This is a genomic window from Thioalkalivibrio halophilus, from assembly GCF_001995255.1.
In the GTDB taxonomy this organism is placed as follows: domain Bacteria; phylum Pseudomonadota; class Gammaproteobacteria; order Ectothiorhodospirales; family Ectothiorhodospiraceae; genus Thioalkalivibrio; species Thioalkalivibrio halophilus.
Genome location: NZ_MUZR01000006.1, coordinates 1 through 23,774 on the forward strand (window position 1 = coordinate 1; position 23,774 = coordinate 23,774).

The following is a 23,774-nucleotide window of genomic DNA, read 5'->3' on the forward strand; positions in this document are numbered from 1 at the left end:
ACATTGATCAGTGTTTCCCTTGGTATGGATCGATCATCTGCGCGAGGGGGAGCCGGAACTGGAGGTTCTGCTCCATGAATCGCGGGTGCTGGTGCATGTCTTCGTGATCGGCGAGCTCGCATGCGGAAATCTGCGCAACCGGGGCGAGATCCTGCGGCTGCTGGGCGACCTTCCGCACGCGACCCGGGCAACGGACGAGGAGGTGCTCGCGTGCATCGAGGCCCGCGAATTGATGGGTCGCGGTATCGGGTATGCCGATGCCCATCTGCTTGCTTCCGGCTTGCTGACGCCGGGCACGCGTCTGTGGACCCGGGATCGACGGCTGCATTGCGCGGCCGCCGACCTGGGGGTTGCCCGCGGCGCCTGACGAGGCTCAACCTCCGGGGCTGGCGTGGAGGGCGCGCTCGAGTGCGTTCAGCAGGGCGTTGACCTGAGCTTCGCTGTGGACGGCGGACAGGGTGATGCGCAGACGGGCCTGGCCCTCGGGGACCGTGGGCGGGCGGATGGCGGGAACCAGGAAGCCGGCCTGCCGCAGGCGCTCGGCGATGGCCGTGGCGCGCGCCGCATCGCCCAGGATCACCGGCTGGATGGGCGTGTCCGGTGGCGGGTGAGGCAGGCCCAGGGCATCCAGCCCGGCGCCCAGACGCCGGATCAGGGCGCGCAGGTGATCACGGCGGTCGCCGGCCGCCTCGGCGATGCGAACGGACGCCAGGGTGGCGGCGGCCAGCGCGGCGGGCATCGCCGTGGTGTAGATATACGGGCGGGCGGTCTGGATCAGGGTCTCGATCAGCGCTTCACTGCCGGCGACGAAGGCCCCGGCGGTGCCGAAGCCCTTGCCCAGGGTGCCCATCAGGATCGGTACGTCGCCGGCATCCAGGCCGAAATGCTGGCAGCTGCCGCCCCCGGTCTCGCCCAGCACCGTGAAACCGTGGGCGTCGTCCACCATCAGCCAGGCGTCGAACTCGCGGGCCAGCGCGGCCAGCTGTGGCAGCGGCGCGATGTCGCCGTCCATGGAGAAGACCCCGTCGGTGACGATCAGCCGGTGGCCGTTGGCGGGCGCGCGCTCCAGACGCTGGCGCAGATGTTCGGGGTCGGCGTGGCGGTAGCGCTGGCTGCGCGCGCCGGACAGGCGCACGGCGTCGATCAGCGAGGCGTGGTTCCAGCGGTCCTCGAACACCGTGTCGTGGCGCCCGACCAGCGTCTGCACCAGCGCCAGGTTGGCCATGTAGCCGGTGGAGAAGACCAGTGCCCGCTCGCGCCCGGTGAAACGCGCCAGCGCCTGTTCCAGCTCGGCATGGGCCCGGGTGTGGCCGTTGATCAGGTGGGCGGCCCCGGCGCCGGTGGCGTATGCGTCCAGGGCCTCGCGGGCGGCCGCGCTGACCGCCGGATCGGCGGCCAGGCCGAGATAGTCGTTGGAGCAGAAGGCGACGACGCGCTGTCCGTCGATGATCTGCTCCGGCTTTTGTGGCCCGTCCAGCGTGCGCAGGCGGCGCCACAGTCCGGCCTCGCGGACGGTCTCGAGGCGCTTATGGAGGAAGCGTTGCAGGGAGTCGCTCATGCCCGGCCGGGGATGGTGGCAGGCGGGAGGCGTCCGCCCCGGGGTGCCGGGCGGACGCCTGGCCTCACGCGCTGCGCGCGGCGGGTTCGGCGGCGTCCTCGCCGGTGTGCCCGTCGGCGGTTTCCGGCTGCAGGCCCAGGCGCTCGAACAGCGCGAGGTCGTGGTTCTCGCCGGGGTTCGGCGTGGTCAGCAGGGTGTCGCCATAGAACAGCGAGTTGGCTCCGGCGAGAAAGCACAGGGCCTGCATCTCGTCGGACATCTCGGTGCGCCCGGCGGACAGGCGCACGTAGGAGGCGGGCATCACGATGCGCGCGACCGCGATGCTGCGCACGAACTCCAGCGGATCGATGTTCTCCACGTCCTGCAGCGGGGTGCCCTCGACCTGGATCAGCTGGTTGATCGGCACCGACTCCGGGTGCTTCGGCAGGTTGCCCATCTGCTGCAGCATGCGCGCGCGGTCACGGCGCGACTCGCCCATGCCGAGGATGCCGCCGCAGCAGACGTTCATGCCGGCCTCGCGCACGTGCTCCAGGGTCTCCAGCCGGTCCTGGTAGGTGCGGGTGGAGATGATGTGGCCGTAGAACTCCGGCGAGGTGTCGAGATTGTGGTTGTAGTAGTCCAGCCCCGCTTCGGACAGGCGCCGGGCCTGCTCCGCCTTCAGCATGCCGAGGGTCATGCAGGTCTCCAGTCCCTCGTCCTTGACCGCGCGCACCATCTCGATCACGCGCTCGAGATTCTTGTCGGTGGGGTTGCGCCAGGCCGCGCCCATGCAGAAGCGGGTGGCGCCCTGGGCACGGGCGTTGCGCGCCGCCGCGACGACTTCGTCGACCGGAAGCAGGCGTTCGCGCTCGAGTTCGACTTCGTGGTGGGCGCTCTGCGGGCAGTAGGCGCAATCCTCGGGGCAGGCCCCGGTCTTGATCGACAGCAGCGTGCTGACCTGCACCGCGTTGGGGTCGAAATGTTCCCGATGGGCGGTCTGCGCGCGGAAGATCAGGTCGTTCAGCGGCAGATCCAGCAGGGTTTCGACTTCCTCGGTGGTCCAGTCGTGGCGCAGCTCGCTCATAGGTGGTGCTCCTGGTCGGCCTCGGCCGGGACATCGATGTCCGACCACGGCTCGCGATAGATGGTGTAGAGGGCATACAGCGACCACGGCAGCAGGATCACCGCGGCCACGGCCCAGTAGGCGCGATAGTAGTCGATGTCGGGCGGGAAGAAGGTTGCCACCACGATCAGCGCGCCCATCAGGCCGTAAAGCCGGTAGGCGGCCCACTGGGTGTGGTGCCCCACCCGCGGGTCGGGGTGATGCTTGTTCAGGGCATAGACGACCATGGAGCCCCCGAACCAGAGGATCAGCGGGACGATCCCCACGATCGCCGCGATGATGAAGCCTACGCCGACCCCGTCGCCGCCGACGAGGAACAGGGGGATACCGGCCACGCTGATGACGATGACGTTCCCGATGTCGAACAGCGATGCCGCCCGCCGCGATCGGCGTCCGGAGATGGTCTTCGTTTCCATGAGCTATCCTGCCGGTAAAAGGTCGGAGTTTAGCATCATGGCACGCGGCCCTTCATGGATGACGGGGAGAGCGGGAATGCGGGTACGGCGCTGGCTGGAGGGGCCGTTTCCGTCGGCCTGCGGGCTTTGCGGGACCGGCGTCGGCCCGGGTGAAGCCCTGTGCGCGGGCTGTCTGGCGGAACTGGAACGGGTGGTGGCCCCCTGTCCGCGCTGTGGCGAGCCGGACACCGTGGCGGGTCCGTGTCCGCGGTGCCGGGATCGCGAGCCGCGGCTGGCGGCACTGCATGCCCCGTGGCGCTATACCTGGCCGCTGGATCGCCTGATCCTCGCGCGCAAGCATGCCGATGACGCCACCGCGGCACGCGTGCTCCGGGAGCTGGCCCGGCGCGCGGCGGTCGAGCTGGCGGATGCGCGGCGCGCCGTGGAGCAGGGGCCGGATTGCGTGGTCCCGGTGCCGCTGCATCCCGAGCGTTACCGCGAGCGTGGCTTCAATCAGGCGCTGGAACTGGCGCGCGAAGCGGCGCGGGTGCTGGAGGCGCCGCTGGCGGCGCGGCTGGTGGTCCGGGTGCGCGCGACCGAGTCGCAGCAGGGGCTGGGGCGGCGCGAACGCCGTCGCAACGTCGCACGTGCCTTTGCCCTGAGACCCGGTGCGGAATTCCCGGAGGCTGCCCGGGTGCTGCTGGTGGATGACGTGGCGACCACCGGGGCCACGCTGGATGCGCTGGCGGAGGTCCTGTATGCGGCGGGGGCGGCGCGGGTGGAGGCGCTGACGCTCGCGCGGGCCTGAGGTGCGTCGTTCGCAGGGCGCGGTTTGCGGCTCAGGCGGCCGCTCGCCACAGGTGGTCGCCGATCATCGCCAGCATCACCACCGCGCCGAGATAATGATTGTTCCTGAACGCCCGCAGGCAGTCGGCCGGCTCGCGTTCGGCGATCAGGAACTGCTGGTAGAACATCAGCGCGGCGACCACCGCCAGCCCGGCCATGTAGACCCCGCCGAACTCCAGATTGCGTCCCAGCAGGAACAGGCCGATCCAGACCATCACCTGGAGCGCCCCGGTGATGGCGCGGTCCAGCTCGCCGAAGGCGATGGCGGTGGATTTCACCCCGATCTTCAGGTCGTCCTCGCGGTCGACCATGCCGTAGAAGGTGTCGTAGACCGTGGTCCATGCGAGGGTGATCACGAACAGCAGCCAGGCCTCCGGCGGCGGCAGTTCGTTGTTGACCGCGGTAAAGGCCATGGGCACCGCCCAGGCGAACGCCGCGCCCAGATGCACCTGCGGGAAATGGTGGAAACGCTTGGAGAACGGATAGGTGCCCGCGAGCAGCACCGCCACCACCGAGAACGCGATGGTCAGCGGGTTGGTGAACAGCACCTGCACGAAGGCCGCCAGGCACAGCGCCGCGAACACCGCCAGGGCCTCGCGCGGGGTGATGCTGCCGATCGCCAGCGGGCGGTCGCGGGTGCGCGTGACATGGGCGTCGAAATGGCGGTCGGCATAGTCGTTGATCGCGCAGCCGGCCGAGCGCATCAGGGTGACCCCGGCGACGAAGATGAACAGCAGATGCCAGGGCGGCAGGCCGTCGGCGGCGATCCACAACGCCCACAGCGTCGGCCACAGCAGCAGGTAGATGCCCACCGGGCGGTCCAGCCGGGTCAGGCGGGCGTACTCGTACAGGCGCTCGCGCGGGGTCATGGCCGGGGCGGGTCAGTCGGCGGCTTCGTGGCGCAGGGTCGCCAGTACCGGTCCGGTTTCGGGGTGTACCCCGCGCCAGATGGCGAAGGCCTCGGCGGCCTGTTCCACCAGCATGCCCAGACCGTCGCTGCTGAGCGCGCAGCCGGCCGCCTCGGCCCAGTCGAGAAAGCGCAGGGCGGCCGGGCCGTAGACCAGGTCGTAGGCCGTGGTCCGCGGACCGACCAGACCGGCGGGCAGCTCCAGGGCATCCTCGGACAGCCCGGCGGCGGTGGCGTTGAGGATCAGATCGAACGGGCCATCCGGCAGGGCGTCCAGGGCGCAGGCCTGCAGACGGGTGTCGCCGGCGAGATCGGCGAAGTCGCGGGCGAGGCCCTCGGCCCGGGCCGGGGTGCGGTTGGCGACGATCAGCTCGGCGGGCGTGCGTTCCAGCAGCGGCAGCAGGATGCCGCGGGTGGCGCCGCCGGCCCCCAGGATCAGGATGCGGCGGCCGTTCAGGTCGCAGCCGAGGCGGTCTTCCAGATCGCGCAGCAGGCCGACGCCGTCGGTGTTGTCGCCATGGATGCGGCCGTCGTCGCCGGTCCACAGGGTGTTGGCGGCCCCGGCGCGGCGGGCCCGGTCGGAGAGCACGGCCGCGAGCTGGCAGGCATCCTCCTTGAACGGCACGGTCACGTTCACGCCACGCAGCTCCCCGGCCAGCCAGCCGCCGACCTCTTCGGCGAACTGCCCCGGGGTGCCGCGGCGTGCCTCGTAGGTCATCGCCTGCCCGGTCTGCTCGGCGAACAGGGTGTGGATGCGCGGCGACAGGGAATGGTGGATCGGGTTGCCCACCACCGCGTAGCGATCGGGACGGCTCATGATGTGGCGTCCTCCGCCAGCCATTCGGCCGCCGCCCGGGCGTAATAGGTGAGGATGCCGTCCGCCCCGGCGCGCTTCATGCCGGTCAGGGCCTCCAGCACGCAGGCGCGCTCGTCCAGCCAGCCGCGTTCGGCGGCGGCCTTGAGCATCGCGTATTCGCCGGACACGTGGTAGACGAAGGTCGGGCGCTGAAAGCGCTCGCGGAGGCGGTGGACCACGTCGAGATACGGCATGCCCGGCTTGACCATTACCATGTCGGCGCCCTCCGCCAGGTCGGCGGCCACCTCGTGGATCGCCTCCTCGCCGTTGGCCGGATCCATCTGGTAGGTCTCCTTGCTGCCGCGGCCGAGGTTGCCGGCCGAGCCCACCGCGTCGCGGAACGGGCCGTAGAACGCCGAGGCGTACTTCGCCGAGTAGGCGAGGATGCGCGTGTGGACCCGGCCGTCGTCTTCCAGCGCGCTACGGATGGCGCCGATGCGGCCGTCCATCATGTCCGAGGGCGCGACCACGTCGGCGCCGGCCGCGGCATGCGAACGTGCCTGACGCACCAGGGCCTCCACGGTGATGTCGTTCACCACATAGCCGTCGTCATCGATGATGCCGTCCTGGCCGTGGGTGGTGAACGGGTCCAGCGCGACGTCGGTGATCACGCCCAGATCCGGAAGCTCGGCCTTCAGCGCGCGCACCGCGCGCTGGGCGAGGCCCTCCGGGTTCCATGCCTCGGCGGCGTCCAGGCTCTTCTTTTGCACCGGGACCACCGGGAACAGGGCCAGGGCCGGGATGCCCAGGCGGTGGCCGGCGGCCGCGTCGACCAGCAGCTGGTCAATGGAGACCCGCTCCACGCCGGGCATCGAGGGCACCGGTTCGCGCACCCCTTCGCCTTCGGTCACGAACACCGGCAGGATCAGGTCGTCGGCGCTCAGGCGATGCTCGCGCATCAGCCGCCGGGAGAAGGCATCCCGGCGCATGCGGCGTGGACGGCTGGCAGGATAGGGGGCGATGGGGGCGGTCATATGTGCGCGTCCTCGATCGGGTTTTCTCAGTCAGCCTCGGCCAGCCAGTCGCGGGGCACCAGGTAGCGCTCGTAGAGTTCGGCCTCGGGGGTGCCGGCTTCCGGCCGGTAGTTGTATTCCCAGCGCACCAGCGGGGGCAGCGACATCAGGATCGATTCGGTGCGCCCGCCGGACTGCAGGCCGAACAGGGTACCCCGGTCGTAGACCAGATTGAACTCCACGTAGCGCCCGCGGCGGTAGAGCTGGAACTGGCGTTCACGCTCGCCCCATTCGAGATCGCGGCGGCGGCGCACGATGGGGGCATAGGCCTCGAGGTAGGCGTCCCCCACGCTCTTCATGTAGCCGAAGGCGTGTTCGAAGCCGCCCTCGTTGAAGTCGTCGAAGAACAGCCCGCCGATGCCGCGCGGTTCCCCGCGGTGCTTGAGGAAGAAGTAGTCGTCGCACCACTTCTTGTGCTCGGGGTAGAGGTGCTCGCCGAACGGCCGGCAGGCGGCCTCGGCGGTGCGGTGCCAGTGGATGCAGTCCTCGTCGAAGCCGTAGTAGGGCGTCAGGTCGAAGCCGCCGCCGAACCACCACACCGGATCCTCGCCCGGTTTCTCCGCGACGAAGATCCGCACGTTGGCGTGCGAGGTGGGCACATAGGGGTTGTGCGGGTGGATCACCAGCGAGACCCCGGCGGCCTGGAACGAGCGCCCGGCGAGTTCCGGGCGGTGGGCGGTGGCCGAGGCCGGCAGGGTGTCGCCCATCACGTGCGAGAAGTTGACCCCGGCCTGCTCGAAGGTCGCGCCGCCGGACAGCACCCGGGTGCGCCCGCCGCCGCCGGCCGGGCGGTCCCAGGCGTCCTCGTGGAAACCGGCCTCGCCGTCGAGTTCCTCGATGCCGGCACAGATGCGGTCCTGCAGCCCCTGCAGGTATTCGGTTACGCGATCGATGGAGACGTCGTCTTCGCGGGCCATGTCGGCTCCTCTCAATGGTCCGGTTCGGGTTCGGGGTCGGCGCCGCCGCGCAGCCAGGCGCCGGTACGCGCGTCGCGGATGGCGGTGGGGCCGGGGAGGTCGCCGCAGGCGGCCTGCAGGATGGCATCCACCCCGTCGGCGAAGCGATGTTCCACGCAGGACCAGTCGGTACAGGGCGCCTCTCCGGCGGGATTGGCGCTGGTGGAGACCAGAGCGCTCTCGGCGGCTGCACACAGTGCGCGGGCCGGAGGATGCGCGGTCACACGTACCGCCAGGGTCTCGTGCTCGCCGCGCAGCAGGGCCGGACACTCGGGGGCGGCCGGCCACAGCCAGGTGACTGGCCCCGGCCAGCTGGCCTCCACCCGGGCGCGCGCCTCGGCATCCAGGGGTGCCAGCCACCCGACAAGACGCTCCAGGCGGTCGCTGATCAGGATCAGGCCCTTGGTGCCGGGGCGGCCCTTCAGGGTGAGGATGCGTTCCACCGCGGCGGGCTCGTCCGGCCGGCAGCCCAGGCCGAACACCCCCTCGGTGGGGTAGGCCACCACACCACCGGCGCGCAGGATGCGCGCCACGGACTCGATGGATGTCGTGCCCCGCCCGGGGGTGGACGCGTCAGTCGGAACCACGGCCGCTGGCGGTAACGGTCTCGTCGCTGGGGGATTTTTCCGTGGAGTCGCCGTCGCTTCCGGCCTTGCCACCCGATTTCTTGCTGGTGGCCTTGCCGGTGGATTTCCCGCTGCCCGATGCACTCGATTTCGTGCCGGTGGACTTCGAACCCGAGGCCTTCGAACCCGAGGCCTTCGAACCCGAGGCCTTTGAGCCCGTGGATTTCGTTCCCGAGCTCTTCGTGCCTTTTTGGGTTGATGCTTTCGACCCCGTGGACTTTGACTTCGACGCGGTGGATTTCGAAGTGGTCGACCTGGTCGTGGAGGCCTTCTTCGTGCCGCCCGACTTGCTGGCCGCGGCCTTGCCGCCCTTGCGCCCGCGCCCCTTGCGTTCGGGGGCATTGGCGATCAGTTCCTGGCACTGCTCCAGGGTCAGCGACTTGGGATCGGTCTCCTTGGGCACCTTGGCGTTCTTGTTGCCGTCGGTGACATAGGGGCCGTAGCGACCGTTCAGCACCTGGATGCCTTCTTCGTCGAAGCTCTTGATGAAGCGTTCGGCGTCCTTTTTCTTCTTCTCCGCCACCAGTTCCAGGGCGCGCGGCAGCTCGATGGTCCAGACGTCGTCGTCCGGGCCCAGGGAGACGTACTTGGCACCGTACTTCACGTACGGACCGAAGCGCCCGATGTTCACCATCACCGGTTCGCCCTCGGGGGTCTCGCCCAGCTCGCGCGGCAGCTTGAACAGCTCCAGTGCCTCCTCGAGGGTGATCTTGTCCATCTTCTGCCCGGGCAGCAGCCCGGCGAAGCGCGGCTTCTCCTCGTCGTCCTTGGTGCCGATCTGCACGATCGGCCCGAAACGGCCCAGGCGCACACTGACGGGCCGCCCGCTCTTCGGGTCGGTGCCCAGCTCGCGCGACTGCACCGCCTCGGCGCGGGTGACGTTCTCTTCCTTTTCCTTGACCCGGTCGCGGAAATCGCCCCAGAAGTCCTCCAGCACCGGGACCCAGTCCTTTTCCCCGCGCGAGATCGCGTCCAGCTCGTCTTCCAGGTTCGCGGTGAAGTCGTAGTCGACGTAGCGATCGAAATGCTGGGTCAGGAAGCTGTTCACGATCCGGCCGGTGTCGGTCGGGATGAAGCGCTTGCCGTCCATCTCCACGTATTCGCGCGACTGCAGGGTCGAGATGATGCTGGCATAGGTCGACGGGCGGCCGATGCCGTATTCCTCGAGGGTCTTCACCAGGCTGGCCTCGGTGTAGCGCGGCGGCGGCTCGGTGAAGTGCTGGTCGGCGGTGACCTCGTGCAGCGCGACGGTGTCGCCCTCGGCCATCTCCGGCAGGCGCTTGTCCTCGTCGTCGTCCGCGCTGTCGTCGCGGCCCTCCTGATAGACCGCGATGAACCCGGCGTGGCGCAGGGTGGAGCCGGTGGCGCGGAAGCGGTGGTCGCTGTCGCCCGGGACCAGATCGGCGGCCACGGTGTCGAAGGTCGCGTGGATCATCTGGCAGGCCACGGTGCGCTTCCAGATCAGGTCGTACAGCCGGGCCTGGTCGCTGGTCAGGCGGTTGCGGACCTCGTCGGGGATGCGCCGCACCGACGTCGGACGGATCGCCTCGTGGGCCTCCTGCGCGTTCTTCGACTTGGTCTTGTACTGGCGCGGGCTGTCCGGGAGGTTGTCGGTCCCGTAGCGCTCTTCGATCAGGCCGCGGGCCTCGCCGATCGCCTCGCCGGCCAGCGCGACCGAGTCGGTTCGCATGTAGGTGATCAGGCCTTCCGCGCCGGAGCCCAGGTCGATGCCCTCGTACAGCTGCTGGGCGGTGCGCATGGTGCGGCTGGCATTGAAGCCCAGCTTGCGCGAGGCCTCCTGCTGCAGGGTCGAGGTGGTGAACGGCGCGGCCGGGTTGCGGCGGCGCTGTTTCTTTTCGACCTTCGCCACGCGCAGTTCACCGTTCGCGGCCTCGTTCAGGCGGCCCTGCGCATCGTGGGCGAGCTCGGCGCTGTTGAGGTCGAACTGGTTGAGTTTGTTGCCGTCCAGGTGGGTCAGCCGCGCGGTGAACGGCTGGCCCTCGCGTTCGGCCTTCGCGTCCAGGGTCCAGTATTCCTGCGGGACGAAGGCCTCGATCTCGTTCTCGCGCTCGCAGATCATGCGCAGCGCCGGGCTCTGCACGCGTCCGGCGGACAGGCCGCGCTTGATCTTGCGCCACAGCAGCGGCGAGAGGTTGAAGCCGACCAGGTAGTCCAGCGCGCGGCGCGCCTGCTGGGCGTCGATCAGCGGCTGGGCGAGTTCGCGCGGCTGTTCGATCGCCTCCTGGATGGCCTTCTTCGTGATCTCGTGGAACACCACGCGGTAGACGTTGCGGCTCTCGAGCAGGCCGCGTTCGCGCAGGACCTCGTAGAGGTGCCAGGAGATCGCCTCGCCTTCGCGGTCGGGGTCAGTCGCAAGGATCAGGTCGTCGGATTTCTTCAGGGCCTTCGCGATCGCCTCGATCTGCTTTTCGCTGCGCTCGATCACGTCGTAGCGCATGCGGAACCCGTCCTCCGGATCCACCGCTCCTTCCTTGGGCACGAGATCGCGCACATGGCCATAGGAGGCCATGACCTGATACTCGGGGCCGAGGTATTTCTCGATGGTCTTCCCCTTGGCGGGGGACTCAACAATAACGAGGTGCTTGCTCATGGGGACTCGGGACCGTCTCGGTGGCGGCGGGTTCCGTGGGAGGCGGTGACGCCGGGATCAGTGCAGATAATCCATCTCGGTGGGGCCGAGGTGGTCGCGCATGACCTCATCGAGCCGGGAGTAGGCCACGGCGTCGTCCGGCTGGTTGAACAGGACCATCAACACCACCCAGCGAAGCTGGTCGAGGTCGATCTCCTCGGCGTCCAGTTCCATCACGCGGTCCATCACCAGTTCGCGGGTGCCGGCGGTGAGCAGACCGTTCTGTTCCAGATTGAGGAGGAAGCCGCGGCTTTCCATGTTCAGGCGCTGGCGTTCCTCGGGGGCGAACACGCGGCAGGCTGCGCTGTCACCACCGCGGCTGGCCAGCGGGCTTTCGCTCATCAGTCGGTCCAGCCAGCCCAGGGCGCGCTCGATCTCCCCGGACGCAAAACCGGCTTCGACCAGCTGCCGCTGCAGCTCGCCGCGATCGGGTTCGGCCTCGGATTCTTCGTCGAGGGTGTGCTCGAACAGATACATGAGCACGTCCAGCACGCTTTCGTTCATGATTCGGGGGATCCTGCGTCGAGGCGCTGATAGCGCCCGTGATCGAGGGCGGCCACGCGGCCATTGAGTTCCAGTAAAACGAGAATGGATGAAAGCGTGTCGATGGTCAATTGAGTCCGGCTGCGCAGGGTTTCCATGTCCACCGGGTCGAAACCCATCGCCTGCAGGACCTTTTCGTGCTCCGGATCCACCGGCTCGGCGGGCGCCGGCCCCGGGGGTTGCGGGGCGGGCGGGACGCCCAGCCAGTCGGCCAGGTCGTCGAGGATCTCGCCGGCGGTCTCGACCAGTTGCGCCCCTTCGCGGATCAACCGGTGGCAGCCCCGGCTGACCGGGCTGAACACCGAGCCCGGGACGGCGTAGACCTGCCGGCCCTGTTCTCCGGCGAGCCGCGCGGTAATCAGCGAGCCGCTGTTGTCGCCCGCTTCCACCACCAGGGTCGCGAGGGCGAGCCCGCTGATCACGCGGTTGCGCTGCGGGAAGTGCCCGGCCTGGGCCTGGGTGCCCGTGGGCCAGAGCGACACGATCAGGCCGTGATCGGCGATGCGGTGCCCCAGCCGCCGGTGCGCGGCCGGATAGATGCGGTCGGGCCCCGTCGCGACCACGGCAGTGGTGCGCCCCTGCGGGGCATCCAGTGCGCCCTGATGGGCGGCGCCGTCGATCCCGCGCGCCAGACCCGAGGTGATGGTGACCCCGGCGCTCGCCAGCTCGCGAGCGAACTCGCGGGCCAGCTTGAGTCCCTGCGGAGTCGCGTCGCGGCTGCCGATGATGGCCACCTGCGGTGCGGTCAGCAGGGCCGGGTCGCCGTTGAGGAACAGCACCGGCGGGGGGTCGGGCAGTTGCGTCAGCAGCGGCGGATAGTCGGGGTCGTCGCGACACAGGATGCGGTGACGCGCGTCCGCGCGCTCCCAGGCCAGGTCGGCCGCCACGCCGGGGTGGTCATCGTCGGGGTTTTCTGGCGGGGCCACGCCGACGTCGGCGTCCCTCCACTGCCGGGCGGGCGCGGCCAGCGCGGCCTGTGGCGAGCCGAAGGCCTCCAGCAGGCGCTGGATGCGCCGTGGCCCCAGTCCGGGGGTATGCAAAAGACGCAGCCACGGCCCGGGGTCGACCCCGGCCGTGGCTGCGTCGTTGCGGGACTCGCGTTCCATCGCGGAATCCGCCCTGGTGGTCATGGCTTACGGATGGCGGACGGTGTACCCCTCGCGCAGCGTGCGCTCGGATTCGGTCACCAGCACGTAGGAGACCTTCTCGAAGGTCTTGAAGACCATCACCTCGCCGACCCGTTCTTCGGGCAGGTCCACGGACTCGTTGGTCCCGGCGATCGGATCGCGGACCGTCCGGCCGGCGGTGTAGGCGGCGAACACGTGGCCGTTCTCGATGCCGTCGCGCTCGCCGCGGTTGATCACCGCGGCCTGGTAGCGGCCGATCTGGCTGATCGCATCGAACAGCTTGATGACCTGGCCGTCGATGTCTTCCGGCGGGCGGCCGATCTCGAACAGCAAGTCCTGTTCTTCCGCGAACGGAACCAGGCGGTCGCCGCGGATGGTCTCGCGTTCGCCACGGCGGATGTTGGCACGCGCCACGTGCCCGGGTTCGACGATCTCGGCTTCACCCACCGGGATGGTGGCGACGCCCAGTTCCTCGCCGGTGTCCGGATCCAGCAGCATCTCGTCGCGCCGGACGATGTGGTAGATCTCGTATTCTTCCGTGTCCTCGGCATTGCGGACATAAACCCGGTCGCCCGGGCCGTAGATCACGCGATCGTCGTCCGCGGCCACGATGTAGGGCGCCTGTTCCAGGGTCTCCTCGTCGAGGACCTGCGGCTGGAACATGAACGACTGCAGCGTGGAGATCGGCGGGGTGTCGTCGTCGAGCTCCTCCACGCGGACCTCCGGCGAGAGGCGCTTGGTCGGCCGCACGCGCGGGCCGCCGTCGACCGTGATGCGCGGTTCGCCGTCCACGTAGTGGATGCTCAGGACATCGCCCGGATAGATCAGGTGCGGGTTCTCGATCTCCGGATTCACCGCCCAGATCTCCGGCCAGTACCAGGGTTCGTCGAGGTACATTGCGGAGATGTCCCAGAGGGTGTCGCCCTTCTTGACGACGTAGCGCTCCGGCGCCGAGTCCCGGATCTCCGGGGTTTCCTCGGTGGCGGAGCCGCTGGCCTCCTGGCGTTCCCCGTTGTCCGGGGTGGCGGTTTCGGCAGTCCGGTTCTCGGGATCTTCCGTGCCGCTGCCGGTGTCGGTGTCTCCGGTGGCCGCGCAGCCCCCCAGAAACAGCGTTACACTGAACAGTACGCCCGGCAGCACGAAAGAGGTCGTGGTCGCTCTGGTTTTCAACATCATGATTTCCCCTGTCAGGTCCGCACTCCCCGGGGCCATCCTGTGGCCCGGTCCGAATTCGGTGACGCTTCGGCGGATGATGCGGTCCAACGTTAGCAGAATTGACGGGACTGTACAGCACAAAGATTGAGGTTTTTCATGGCGAAGCGAGAAATTCTCCACTTTCCCGATCCCCGGTTGCGGCAGAAGGCCGAACCGGTCGCCGAGGTGGATGACTCCATCCGCACACTGGTGGACGACATGTTCGAGACCATGTATGCGGCACCGGGCATCGGCCTGGCGGCGGTGCAGGTGAACGTCCACAAGCGTGTCCTGGTGGCCGACGTCTCCGAGGACCAGAGCCAGCCCCGGGCCCTGATCAATCCGGAGATCCTCGAGACCCGGGGCGAGGAAGAGATGGACGAGGGCTGCCTGTCGGTGCCCGGTTATTACGAGAAGGTGCGGCGCGCGGACTGGATCCGCTTCCGCGCGCTGAGCCGCGACGGCCAGCCGTTCGAGGCCGAGGCCGAAGGGCTGCTGGCGGTGTGCATCCAGCACGAGATCGATCATCTCGACGGCAAGCTGTTCGTGGACTACCTGTCCAGTCTCAAGCGTGGCCGTATCCGCAAGAAGCTGGAGAAGCAGGGCGCGCGCGCCGGCGGGTCCGGCAAGGCCGCGGTGCCCGCGGTCTGATGGCGGCTGCCGACAGGGACGCCCCGGCGCCGCGCATCGTGTACGCGGGAACCCCCGACTTCGCGGTTCCCGCGTACACGATGCNNCCGACTTCGCGGTTCCCGCGCTGGAGGCCCTGATCGCGGCGGGTCATCCGCCGGTCGCGGTCTATACCCAGCCGGACCGTCCCGCCGGCCGCGGCCGCAAGCTGCGTCCGGGGCCGGTGAAGCAGGCCGCGATGGCCGCCGGGATCCCGGTGGAGCAGCCGGAATCGCTGCGGGATCCGCAGGCGCGGGCGTGGATGGCCGAATGGCAGCCGGACCTGCTGGTGGTCGCGGCCTACGGGCTGATCCTGCCGCGCGCGGTGCTGGAGATCCCGCCTCTGGGCGGGGTGAACATCCACGCCTCGCTGTTGCCGCGCTGGCGCGGGGCGGCACCCATCCATCGCGCGATCCTCGCCGGCGACGACGAGACCGGCGTGTGCCTGATGCAGATGGCCCCGGGGCTGGATACCGGCCCGGTGCACGCCTGCTGGCGCCTGCCGCTGGGGCCGCGTGTGACCACCGGCGAGGTCCACGACGCCCTCGCGCGGATGGGGGCGGAACTGCTGGTGGAGCGCCTGCCGGCGATCGCGCGTGGCGAGTCGGTGCCCGAGCCGCAGGACGACGCCCGGGCGACCTATGCCGACAAGCTCGAGAAGGACGAGGCGCGACTGGACTGGGATCAGCCGACCCGCGAGCTGGACCGCCGCGTGCGCGCCTTCGACCCCTGGCCGGTCGCCTGGACCCGCATGCCGGACGGCGAGGCGGTCCTGCGCATCCATGCCGCCCGGCCCGTTGAGGCGGCGCAAGCGACGACCGTGACGCCCGCCGATGCCGCGCCGGGCACCATCGTCGCCGCGGGCGGCGAGGGCGTGGACGTCATGACCGGCGACGGCCTGCTGCGGCTGGAGCGCGTGCAGCTGCCCGGCCGGCGACCGGTGAGTGCCGCCGACTGGGCCAATACCGGTGATCTGACCGGTCAGCGACTCGGAGGTGATACCTGATGGCCCGCCAGCCTGCCCCCCGCCAGTGCGCCGTCGAAGCCACCGAACAGGTGGTGCTGCACGGGGCTTCGCTCAACAGCGTGCTGGAACCCGCGGTGGCGGATCTCCCGGTGCGCGAGGCGGCCTGGACCCGCGCCCTGGTGTACACCACCCTGCGCTGGTATCCGCAGCTGGAGGTGCTGGTGCGTGAAAGCCTGGACCGGCCACTGCGGCGCAAGGACGGCGTGATCGGCGTGCTGCTGGCCCAGGGGCTGGCGGAGATCCTGCATTTCTCCACCCGCGATCACGCGGCGGTGCGCGAGACCGCCGAGACCGCGCGCCGCATCCACCGACCCGGAGCCGTGGGGCTGATCAACGCGATCCTGCGTCGCGCGTTGCGCGAGACCGACGCGCTGGAGGCCCGCATCGCCGAGGACCCGGTGTTGCGGCATGCCTGCCCGGCGTGGCTGATCGAGGCGATCGAGGCCGCGTGGCCCGAGCGCGCGGAGGCCGTGCTGGGCGAGTTGCTGCGCGAGGCCCCGCTGACCCTGCGGGTCAATACCCGTCGCTGGAGCCCGGCCGATGCGCTGGCGGCGCTGCGCGAGGCGGGCTTCGGGGCGCGGCTGCACGACGTGCCCGAGGGTGCTCTGACGCTCGAGGCGGCCACCGACGTAACCGCGTTGCCGGGATTCAGTGACGGCCGGCTGTCGGTTCAGGATGTTTCCGCGCAGTGGGCCGCGCATCTGCTGGCGCCGCGCCCGGGCGAGCGGGTGCTGGATGCCTGCGCCGCTCCGGGCGGCAAGACCGGGCATCTGCTGGAGCGTGCCGGCGGCGAGCTGGATCTGGTGGCCCTGGACAACGACGCCACGCGCCTGGAACAGGTGCGCGAGAACCTGGACCGGCTGCAGCTGGACGCCACGCTGACCGTGGCGGATCTGGGTGACACCGACGCCTGGTGGGACGGACGGCCGTTCGATGCGATCCTGCTGGATGTGCCCTGTTCCGCCACCGGCGTGATCCGCCGGCATCCGGACATCAAGACCCTGCGCCGCGCGGACGACATCCCGCGTCTGGCCGCCGAACAGGTCCGTCTGCTGCGCGCGGCCTGGGACCTGCTGCGTCCGGGCGGGCGGCTGCTGTATGCGACCTGTTCCCTGCTGGACGCGGAAAACCAGGAAGTCGTGACCCCGTTCGTCGAGGCGACCGGTGACGCGTGTGCCGTGGAGACGGGCGCGGAAGGCCCGATTCCCGGGGCGTTGTCCCGTTCCTCCGGGGTTTCCATCCCGCCGGGGCTGGCCGGAGGCGACGGCTTCTACTATGCCCTGCTGGAGAAGGTCGGCGACTGATGCCGCGGATCCCGTGGCTGCTGGTGCTGCTGCTGGTGCCGGGGGTGGCCCCGGCACTCGAGATCCGCGACGCCAGCCACCTGTGGCTGGATGACACCACGCTGCTGGCGCGCCTGGATCTGCACATGAACCTGCCCGAAGTCCTGGTGGACGCGCTGGAGAACGGCGTGATCCTGGGGTTTCGGCTGGAGGCGCAGGCGGAGCCCGACCGCATGCTGCCGGGGAGACCGCTGGTACGCGCGGAGAACCGCGTGCAGCTGCGCTACTACCCCCTCAACCGGCATTATCTGGTGACCTCGCGGGATGGCGAGCGCATGGAGCTGCGCCCCACCCTGGGGGATGCTCTGGAGCAGAGCGCCCGCCGTCTGGGGCGGATCCGGCTGGAGGACGTCCCCGAGGCGCTGCGCGAGGCCCCGGATGACTACCGCCTGAACGCCCGGCTGTCGCTGGACTACACCGCACTGCCGCTGCCGTTGCAGCTGGACGCCGGCCTGCGCGGCGAACTCACGGCCCGTCAGGAGTGGTACGGATGGTCGCTCGACTGAAGAGCCTGCCCTGGGGGCTGCTGGGGATGATCCTGCTGTTCGTCCTCCTGCTGGCCTCGCTGCTGGTGATGGGGGACGCGGCCCAGCACCAGGCGCGTTTCGAACAGCTGTTCATCTGGCTGCTGGTGTTCCACGCCGGGGTGCTGATCGTGCTGGCCGGCCTGATCATCTATCAGGTGGTGCGCATGTTCTGGCAGTACCGCCACGGGGTGCCGGGCAGCCGCCTGACCCTGCGCCTGGTCGGCGGGTTCATGCTGGTCGCGGTGCTGCCGGTCTCGGTGGTGTACTACTTCTCCTACGAATTCCTCAGCGAAGGCGTGGACTCGTGGTTCGACGTGCGCGTGGATTCGGCGCTGGAAGACGCGCTGGAGCTGTCGCGCTCCTCGCTGGACCTGCGCGTGCGGCAGCTGGCCGAGGAGACCCAGGAGATCATGGAAGACCTGGAAGGTGTCTCCGAGGGCCTGATGGGGCTGACCCTCAACGATTACCGGCGCAGTCTGGGGGCCCAGGAGCTGACCCTGGTGGGCGCCAACAACCGCATCATCGCGTCGAGCACCGACAGCCCCATCCGCCAGCTGCCGTCACCGCCAAGCTCCGACATCCTGATGCGCGTGCGGCCGGGCCAGCCCTACTCGCGTCTGGAGCCGCGCCCCGATGACCAGCTGGTGATCCGTGTGGTGGCGACCACGGCCTCGCGCCGACCCGGCACCGACAACCGCATCCTGCAGGCCGTGTACCCCGTGGATCCGCGCATGAGCGCCCTGTCCCTGCGGGTGCAGGACGCGTTCGCCGATTACCGCGAGTTCGCCTATCTGCGCGGGCCGATCACCCAGGGCTTCATCTTCACCATGTCGCTGGCGCTGGCGATTTCGCTGATGGCCGCGCTGTGGGCCGGGCTGGTGGTCGCGCGGCGGCTGGTGCAGCCGGTGTCCGATCTGGTGCAGGGCACGCGCATGGTCGCCGCCGGGGACTACAACACCCGGCTGGAGGTGCGGCGGGCGGACGAACTGGGTTTCCTGGTGCAGTCGTTCAACGCGATGACCCGCACCCTCAGTGAGGCGCGCAACGAGGCCGAGCGCAACCGCCGGCTGCTGGATGCCGAGCGGGCCTATCTCGAGAGCGTGCTCAAGCACCTGCGTTCGGGCGTGCTGGCGTTGGACGGCAGCCTGCGCCTGCGCACCGCCAACGACGCCGCCGGCCAGATCCTCGAATGCGACCTGCCGGGCGCGCGCACCCGCGATATCGCCGAGGTTGGCCGCGAGTGCCCGCTGGTGCACCAGTTCTTCGAGGCCATCCGCGATCCGCTGGCCGGGCACGAGGCGGAATGGTCGCGCCAGGTGGTGGTGTTCACCCGCAGCGGGCGCAAGGTGCTGATGACGCGCGCGGTCTGGCTGCCGACCCCGGGATCCGGGCGCGGGCTGCACGCGATCGTGTTCGATGACATGACGGAGTTCCTGAAGGCCCAGCGCGATGCGGCCTGGGGCGAGGTGGCGCGGCGCCTGGCCCACGAGATCAAGAACCCGTTGACGCCCATCCAGCTGTCCGCCGAACGTCTCTCGCGCCGGCTGGGCCGGGTGCTGGAGGGGGCCGACCACGAGGTACTGGAACGCGCCACTGGCACCATCATCCAGCAGGTGGAGGCGATGAAGACCCTGGTCAACGCCTTCCGCGACTACGCCCAGGCGCCCAAACTGGAACTCGGCCACACCGACGTGAACCAGCTGGTGCGCGACGTCTCCGAGCTGTATCTGGGCGCGGACGGCAGCTCGCGGGTGCATCTGGATCTGGGCGAGGGAATGCCGCTGATCCGTGCCGACGGCGGTCGCCTGCGTCAGTTGCTGCACAACCTGGTTCGTAACGCCATGGAGGCGGCCGAGGAGCAGGAGCGCGGCGACGACCTGGAGGTGTACGTCTCCACCGACCATGTCGAAAGCGCCTCCGGAAACTGGATCGAACTGCGTGTCCGGGATAACGGTCCCGGGATCCGGCCGGAGCTGCTGGAGCGCATCTTCGAGCCCTACACGACGCACAAGCCGCGTGGAACCGGGCTTGGACTGGCGGTGGCGCAGAAGATCGTCGAGGAGCACGGGGGTATCATCGAGTGCCATAATGATGATTCCGGGGCGGGCGGCGCGGTCTTCGTGATCCGCATCCCGGTGGACGAGGGCGGCCCGTCCGGGGCGTCCGCTGCCGAGGAGGAACAGCCGCAATGAGCGACGCCTACATTCTCGTGGTCGACGACGAGCCCGACATCCGCATGCTGCTGCGCGACGTGCTGGAGGACGAGGGCTACCAGGTGGCGCTCGCGGGCTCGGTGGCCGAGGCCAAGGCACAGCGGCGCAGTCGGCGGCCGGACGCCATCCTGCTGGACGTATGGATGCCCGACGGCGACGGGGTCTCCCTGCTCAAGGAATGGCAGGAGGACGAGGGAGCGATGTGCCCGGTGGTGATGATCTCCGGCCACGGCAATGTCGAAAGCGCGGTGGATGCGACCCGCCTGGGCGCCTACGACTTCATCGAAAAGCCGCTGACCATCGACAAGCTGCTGATCACCCTGAACAACGCGCTGGAGGCCGCGCGCCTGCAGCGGGAAAACACCGGCCTGCGGCGCCAGGTGGCCCCGGTGGCGGACCCGGTGGGCAGCAGCGCGGTGATGGTGAACCTGCGCGACCAGGTGCAGCGCATGGCACAGCACGATACCTGGGTGCTGATCACCGGCGAGCCCGGAGCCGGCAAGCAGACCTTCGCGCGCATGCTGCATGCGCGCAGCGCGCGGCGCGAAAGCCCGTTCATCGTGGTATCGGTGGGCTCGATGTCGGGCGACGAGGCCGTCGCCGAGCTGTTCGGCAGCGAGCAGGGCGAGCGGGTGCGCTATGGCCTGCTGGAGCAGGCCTCCGGCGGGGTGCTGTACCTCGACGAGGTTGCGGAGATGGACCTGCAGACCCAGGCACGCCTGCTGCATGCCCTGGACACCGGTCGCATCACGCGCATCGGCGGGGACCAGCCGATCAGCGTGAACGTGCGCGTGGTGGCGGCCACCCAGCACGATCTGGGCGAGGCGGTGGAGCAGGGGCTGTTCCGCGAGGATCTCTATTACCGCCTCAACGTCCTGCCGCTGAACGTGCCGCCGCTGCGCGAGCACGCCGTGGACATCCCCGAACTGCTGGACTACCATATGCGCCAGCTGCATCAGCAGGAGGGCCTGCCGCAGCGCACGTTCCAGCGCCCGGCCCTGGAGTGCCTGCAGCAGTACCCGTGGCCGGGGAACGTGCGCGAACTGCGCAACCTGGTCCAGCGCCTGATGATCCTGGGCTCCGGCGACGAGATCACCCGTGATGAGGTGGACCGCACCCTGTCGGGGCAGCCGCGGCGGGCGGAAGAGGAGAGCGCCGAGGGGGTGGTGACCATCCCCGACCTGCCCCTGCGCGAGGCGCGCGAACAGTTCGAACGGGAATACCTGATGCAGCAGCTGGAACGCTCCGAGGGCAACATGACGCGTCTGGCCGAGCGGGTCGGGCTGGAGCGTACGCATCTCTACCGCAAGTTCAAGGCGCTGGGCATCGATCCGCGCCGCGTGAAATCCGACGGCTGACGCATGAAACAGATCATCATCCTGGGGGCCGGTCAGGTCGGTCATTCCCTGGCCGAGGCCCTGAGTGCCGACGGGATCGACATCACCGTCGTCGACACCCGCGCCGAGCGCCTGGCCGAGCTGGAAGACCAGTTCGATATCAAGACGGTCCACGGATTCGGCGCCCATCCGTCGGTGCTGGATGCGGCCGGGGCGCGGGATGCCTCCATGCTGGTGGCGGTGACCGACTCCGACGAGGTCAACATGCTGGCCTGTCAGGTCGGCTCCACGCTGTTCAACATCGAGACCAAGATCGCCCGGGTGCGGGCCCGCGATTATCACGAGACCCCGGAGCTGTTCGCCCAGGACGCGATGCCGGTGGACATGCTGATCTCGCCGGAGGCGATCGTCACCAGTCATATCCAGCGCCTGATCGAGCACCCCGGCTCGCTGCAGGTGCTGGAGTTCGCCGAGGGGCGGGTCTCGCTGGTGGGGGTGCGCGCCTACTACGGCGGGCCGCTGGTGGGCCACGAGCTGAAGAACCTGCGCTACGACATGCCGGGGGTCCATACCCGGGTCGCAGCGATCTTCCGTCAGGACCGTTCCATCCAGCCGGACGGCAACACGGTGGTGGAAGCCGACGACGAGGTGTTCTTCGTCGCGGCGAAGAAGAACATCCGTGCCGTCACCTCCGAGCTGCGCAAGCTGGAGAAGCCCTACAAGCGGATCATGATCGCCGGCGGCGGCAACATCGGCCGGCGGCTGGCCGAAGCGCTGAGCAAGCGCTATCGGGTCAAGGTGATCGAGCGCGATGCGGAGCGGGCGGATCAGCTCGCCCGGGAACTGCCCGGCAACGTGCTGGTGCTGCAGGGCGACAGCGCCGACGACCGCTTCCTCGAGGCGATCAACGTCGAGCACAGCGACGTCTTCTGCGCGGTGACCAACGACGATCAGGCCAACATCTTCGCCGGGATGCTGGCCAAGCGCTCCGGCGTGCGCAAGGTGATGTCGCTGATCAACCGCCCGAGTTACGTGGATCTGCTGCAGAGCGGGACCATCGATGTCGCGCTGTCGCCGCAGCAGGCCACGGTGAGCGCCCTGCTGGCCCGGGTACGCGAGGGCGGGACCGCCACCGTGCATACCCTGCGCCGCGGCGCGGCCGAGGCGATTGAAACCGTAGTCAGCGGCGATTCGCGCACCTCGCAGGTGGTGGACCGCCGGATCGACGAGATCAACCTGCCGGAGGGGGCCAGTGTCGGTGCCGTGGTGCGCGACGACGAGGTCATCATTCCGCACCACGACACGGTGATCCATTCGGGGGATCACGTCATCCTGTTCCTCACCGACCGTGGCAAGGTGAAGCAGGTCCAGCGCCTGTTCCAGCCCAGCCCGCTGTTCTTCTGAGCCGTCCGCCGTGCTCCATCTCGCCTCCACCGCGCGCCTGCTGGGGATCCTGCTCACGCTGTTCAGCCTGAGCATGCTGCCGCCCGCACTCGTCGGGTACATCTACGACGAGTCCACCGCGTACGTGTTCATGCAGGCGTTCATGGTGCTGCTGCTGGTCGGCGGGATGCTCTGGGGGCCGCTGTATCGCGCGCATCGCGAACTGCAGCCGCGCGACGGGTTCATCCTGGTGGTGATGTTCTGGCTGGGTCTGGGCCTGGCCGGGGCGACGCCGATGGTGCTCGACCCGCATCTGAACGTCAGTTTCACCGATGCGGCCTTCGAGTCGATGTCGGGGCTGACCACCACTGGCGCCACCGTGCTGACCGGGCTGGACGACATGCCGAAGGCGTTGCTGTGGTATCGCCAGCAGCTTCAATGGATGGGCGGCATGGGCATCATCGTGCTGGCGGTGGCCATCCTGCCGCTGCTGGGCGTGGGCGGCATGCAGCTGTTCAAGGCCGAGACCCCGGGGCCGATCCGCGACAACAAGCTGACCCCGCGCATCGCCGAGACCGCGCGCAACCTGTGGTACATCTACCTCGGCCTGACGGTGGCCTGTGCGGTGGCCTACTGGGTCGCCGGGATGGAGGTCTTCGACGCGATCGCGCATTCCTTCACCACCGTGGCGATCGGCGGGTTCTCCACCTACGACGCCAGCCTTGGCCACTTCGATTCCGCCGCCATCGAGGGCGTGGCGATCGTCTTCATGCTGATCGCCGGGATGAACTTCGCGGTGCATTTCCTCGCCCTGCATCGTGCGTCGGTCGCGCCCTATCGGCGTGACGAGGAGCTGCGCACCTACCTGATCCTGATGGCCTCGGCGGTGGCCGTGGTGGTGGCCTACATGCTGGTGACCGGCTTTGCCGCGGACGGCGCGGACGCCTTCCGCCGGGCCGCGTTCCACGTGGTGTCCATCGGCACCACCACCGGTTACGCCACCGACGACTTCTACCTCTGGCCGGGGTTTCTGCCGGTGCTGCTGATCTTCCTGTCGTTCGTCGGTGGCTGCACCGGATCCACCGGTGGCGGCATCAAGGTGGTGCGCGTGCTGCTGCTGATGAAGCAGGGCATGCGAGAGGTGAAGCGCCTGATCCATCCGCATGCGCGCATCGCCGTGAAGGTCAACGGCAAGGAGGCCCCGGACCGCGTGGTGCAGGCGGTGTGGGGTTTTCTCGCGGCCTATGTGATGGTGTTCGTGGTGATGATGCTGGCGGTGATGGCCTCGGGCCTGGATCAGGTCACGGCGTTCTCGGCGGTGGCGGCCACCCTCAACAACCTCGGCCCCGGCCTGGGCGAGGTGGGGCCGAACTTCCAGTCCATCAACGACTTCAGCAAATGGGTGCTGATCCTCGCCATGCTGATGGGGCGGCTGGAAATCTTCACCGTGCTGGTGCTTCTGTCCCCGGCGTTCTGGCAGCGCTAGTCTGGGCGGGTATTCA

The 23,774-nt window shown here is 69.2% G+C and carries 20 protein-coding genes and 2 pseudogenes; 10 read left to right on the forward strand and 12 right to left on the reverse strand.

Going from position 1 to position 23,774, the window contains the following annotated elements; genetic code table 11:
• Window positions 1-19: 19 nt before the first annotated feature.
• The gene (locus B1A74_RS01725; RefSeq protein ID WP_244269151.1) at window positions 20-367 is read left to right on the forward strand and encodes a type II toxin-antitoxin system VapC family toxin; all 348 of its coding nucleotides are present in this window, start codon (window positions 20-22) and stop codon (window positions 365-367) included.
• Between the two features lie 6 nt (window positions 368-373).
• Here the strand turns inward: B1A74_RS01725 and bioF are convergent, their stop codons facing one another.
• The 3 genes from bioF to B1A74_RS01740 all read right to left on the reverse strand — a co-directional run bounded on the left by bioF (window position 374) and on the right by B1A74_RS01740 (window position 3,076).
• Entirely contained in the window at window positions 374-1,558 is a 1,185-nt protein-coding gene (gene bioF, locus B1A74_RS01730; RefSeq protein WP_077243590.1) for an 8-amino-7-oxononanoate synthase, read from the reverse strand.
• Between the two features lie 64 nt (window positions 1,559-1,622).
• Entirely contained in the window at window positions 1,623-2,621 is a 999-nt protein-coding gene (gene bioB / locus B1A74_RS01735; RefSeq protein WP_077243591.1) for a biotin synthase BioB, read from the reverse strand.
• Complete coding sequence (locus B1A74_RS01740) at window positions 2,618-3,076, reverse strand: hypothetical protein (protein ID WP_018946665.1); 459 nt, start codon at window positions 3,074-3,076, stop codon at window positions 2,618-2,620. Before B1A74_RS01740 ends, bioB begins: the two co-directional genes overlap by 4 nt.
• Before the next feature lie 76 nt (window positions 3,077-3,152).
• Here B1A74_RS01740 and B1A74_RS01745 point away from each other — a divergent pair, with 76 nt between their 5' ends.
• Window positions 3,153-3,863 carry a ComF family protein gene (locus B1A74_RS01745; protein WP_077243592.1) on the forward strand — a complete coding sequence of 237 codons (711 nt, stop codon included), beginning with the start codon at window positions 3,153-3,155 and terminating at the stop codon, window positions 3,861-3,863.
• A 31-nt stretch (window positions 3,864-3,894) separates the two neighbouring features.
• Here the strand turns inward: B1A74_RS01745 and ubiA are convergent, their stop codons facing one another.
• From ubiA to B1A74_RS01790, 9 genes and pseudogenes are all read right to left on the reverse strand, one after another.
• The gene (gene ubiA, locus B1A74_RS01750) at window positions 3,895-4,770 is read right to left on the reverse strand and encodes a 4-hydroxybenzoate octaprenyltransferase (RefSeq protein ID WP_077243593.1); all 876 of its coding nucleotides are present in this window, start codon (window positions 4,768-4,770) and stop codon (window positions 3,895-3,897) included.
• A 12-nt stretch (window positions 4,771-4,782) separates the two neighbouring features.
• Window positions 4,783-5,625, reverse strand: a complete 843-nt coding sequence (gene aroE / locus B1A74_RS01755; RefSeq protein ID WP_077243594.1) for a shikimate dehydrogenase — start codon at window positions 5,623-5,625, stop codon at window positions 4,783-4,785.
• A complete protein-coding gene (gene hemB / locus B1A74_RS01760) occupies window positions 5,622-6,638 on the reverse strand; it encodes a porphobilinogen synthase (protein WP_077243595.1) in 1,017 nt (338 codons plus the stop codon). Before hemB ends, aroE begins: the two co-directional genes overlap by 4 nt.
• Window positions 6,639-6,664: 26 nt before the next feature.
• Window positions 6,665-7,594 carry an oxygen-dependent coproporphyrinogen oxidase gene (gene hemF, locus B1A74_RS01765; RefSeq protein ID WP_077243596.1) on the reverse strand — a complete coding sequence of 310 codons (930 nt, stop codon included), beginning with the start codon at window positions 7,592-7,594 and terminating at the stop codon, window positions 6,665-6,667.
• 11 nt (window positions 7,595-7,605) lie between these two features.
• Window positions 7,606-8,175, reverse strand: a complete 570-nt coding sequence (tsaC, locus tag B1A74_RS01770; RefSeq protein ID WP_077243640.1) for an L-threonylcarbamoyladenylate synthase type 1 TsaC — start codon at window positions 8,173-8,175, stop codon at window positions 7,606-7,608.
• Window positions 8,176-8,206: 31 nt separating this feature from the next.
• Window positions 8,207-10,870 carry a DNA topoisomerase I gene (locus B1A74_RS01775; protein WP_077243597.1) on the reverse strand — a complete coding sequence of 888 codons (2,664 nt, stop codon included), beginning with the start codon at window positions 10,868-10,870 and terminating at the stop codon, window positions 8,207-8,209.
• A 57-nt stretch (window positions 10,871-10,927) separates the two neighbouring features.
• Window positions 10,928-11,413 (reverse strand): Smg family protein, encoded by a 486-nt coding sequence (locus B1A74_RS01780; RefSeq protein WP_077243598.1) that lies wholly within the window; start codon window positions 11,411-11,413, stop codon window positions 10,928-10,930.
• Entirely contained in the window at window positions 11,410-12,558 is a 1,149-nt protein-coding gene (gene dprA / locus B1A74_RS01785) for a DNA-processing protein DprA (RefSeq protein WP_077243599.1), read from the reverse strand. The genes B1A74_RS01780 and dprA overlap by 4 nt, the downstream gene beginning before the upstream one ends.
• A 27-nt stretch (window positions 12,559-12,585) precedes the next feature.
• Window positions 12,586-13,557: pseudogene (locus B1A74_RS01790) on the reverse strand (LysM peptidoglycan-binding domain-containing protein); the annotation flags it as partial.
• Between the two features lie 333 nt (window positions 13,558-13,890).
• Here B1A74_RS01790 and def point away from each other — a divergent pair.
• The 8 genes and pseudogenes from def (at window position 13,891) to B1A74_RS01830 (ending at window position 23,758) form a co-directional block, all read left to right on the forward strand.
• Window positions 13,891-14,424, forward strand: a complete 534-nt coding sequence (gene def, locus B1A74_RS01795; protein WP_077243600.1) for a peptide deformylase — start codon at window positions 13,891-13,893, stop codon at window positions 14,422-14,424.
• A pseudogene (fmt, locus tag B1A74_RS01800) lies at window positions 14,424-15,448 on the forward strand (methionyl-tRNA formyltransferase). The gene def and the pseudogene fmt overlap by 1 nt, the downstream one beginning before the upstream one ends.
• On the forward strand, window positions 15,448-16,773 hold the full coding sequence (rsmB, locus tag B1A74_RS01805; protein ID WP_077243601.1) for a 16S rRNA (cytosine(967)-C(5))-methyltransferase RsmB: 1,326 nt from the start codon (window positions 15,448-15,450) through the stop codon (window positions 16,771-16,773). Before fmt ends, rsmB begins: the two are co-directional and overlap by 1 nt.
• Window positions 16,773-17,318 carry a DUF4390 domain-containing protein gene (locus B1A74_RS01810; protein WP_018946678.1) on the forward strand — a complete coding sequence of 182 codons (546 nt, stop codon included), beginning with the start codon at window positions 16,773-16,775 and terminating at the stop codon, window positions 17,316-17,318. The genes rsmB and B1A74_RS01810 overlap by 1 nt, the downstream gene beginning before the upstream one ends.
• The gene (locus tag B1A74_RS01815; protein ID WP_018946679.1) at window positions 17,303-19,531 is read left to right on the forward strand and encodes a sensor histidine kinase; all 2,229 of its coding nucleotides are present in this window, start codon (window positions 17,303-17,305) and stop codon (window positions 19,529-19,531) included. The genes B1A74_RS01810 and B1A74_RS01815 overlap by 16 nt, the downstream gene beginning before the upstream one ends.
• Window positions 19,528-20,910 (forward strand): sigma-54-dependent transcriptional regulator, encoded by a 1,383-nt coding sequence (locus tag B1A74_RS01820; protein WP_077243602.1) that lies wholly within the window; start codon window positions 19,528-19,530, stop codon window positions 20,908-20,910. The genes B1A74_RS01815 and B1A74_RS01820 overlap by 4 nt, the downstream gene beginning before the upstream one ends.
• Window positions 20,911-20,913: 3 nt before the next feature.
• On the forward strand, window positions 20,914-22,293 hold the full coding sequence (gene trkA, locus B1A74_RS01825; protein WP_077243603.1) for a Trk system potassium transporter TrkA: 1,380 nt from the start codon (window positions 20,914-20,916) through the stop codon (window positions 22,291-22,293).
• A 10-nt stretch (window positions 22,294-22,303) separates the two neighbouring features.
• Window positions 22,304-23,758: a TrkH family potassium uptake protein gene (locus B1A74_RS01830; RefSeq protein ID WP_018946682.1), complete on the forward strand. Its 1,455-nt coding sequence runs from the start codon at window positions 22,304-22,306 to the stop codon at window positions 23,756-23,758.
• Window positions 23,759-23,774 lie beyond the last annotated feature (16 nt).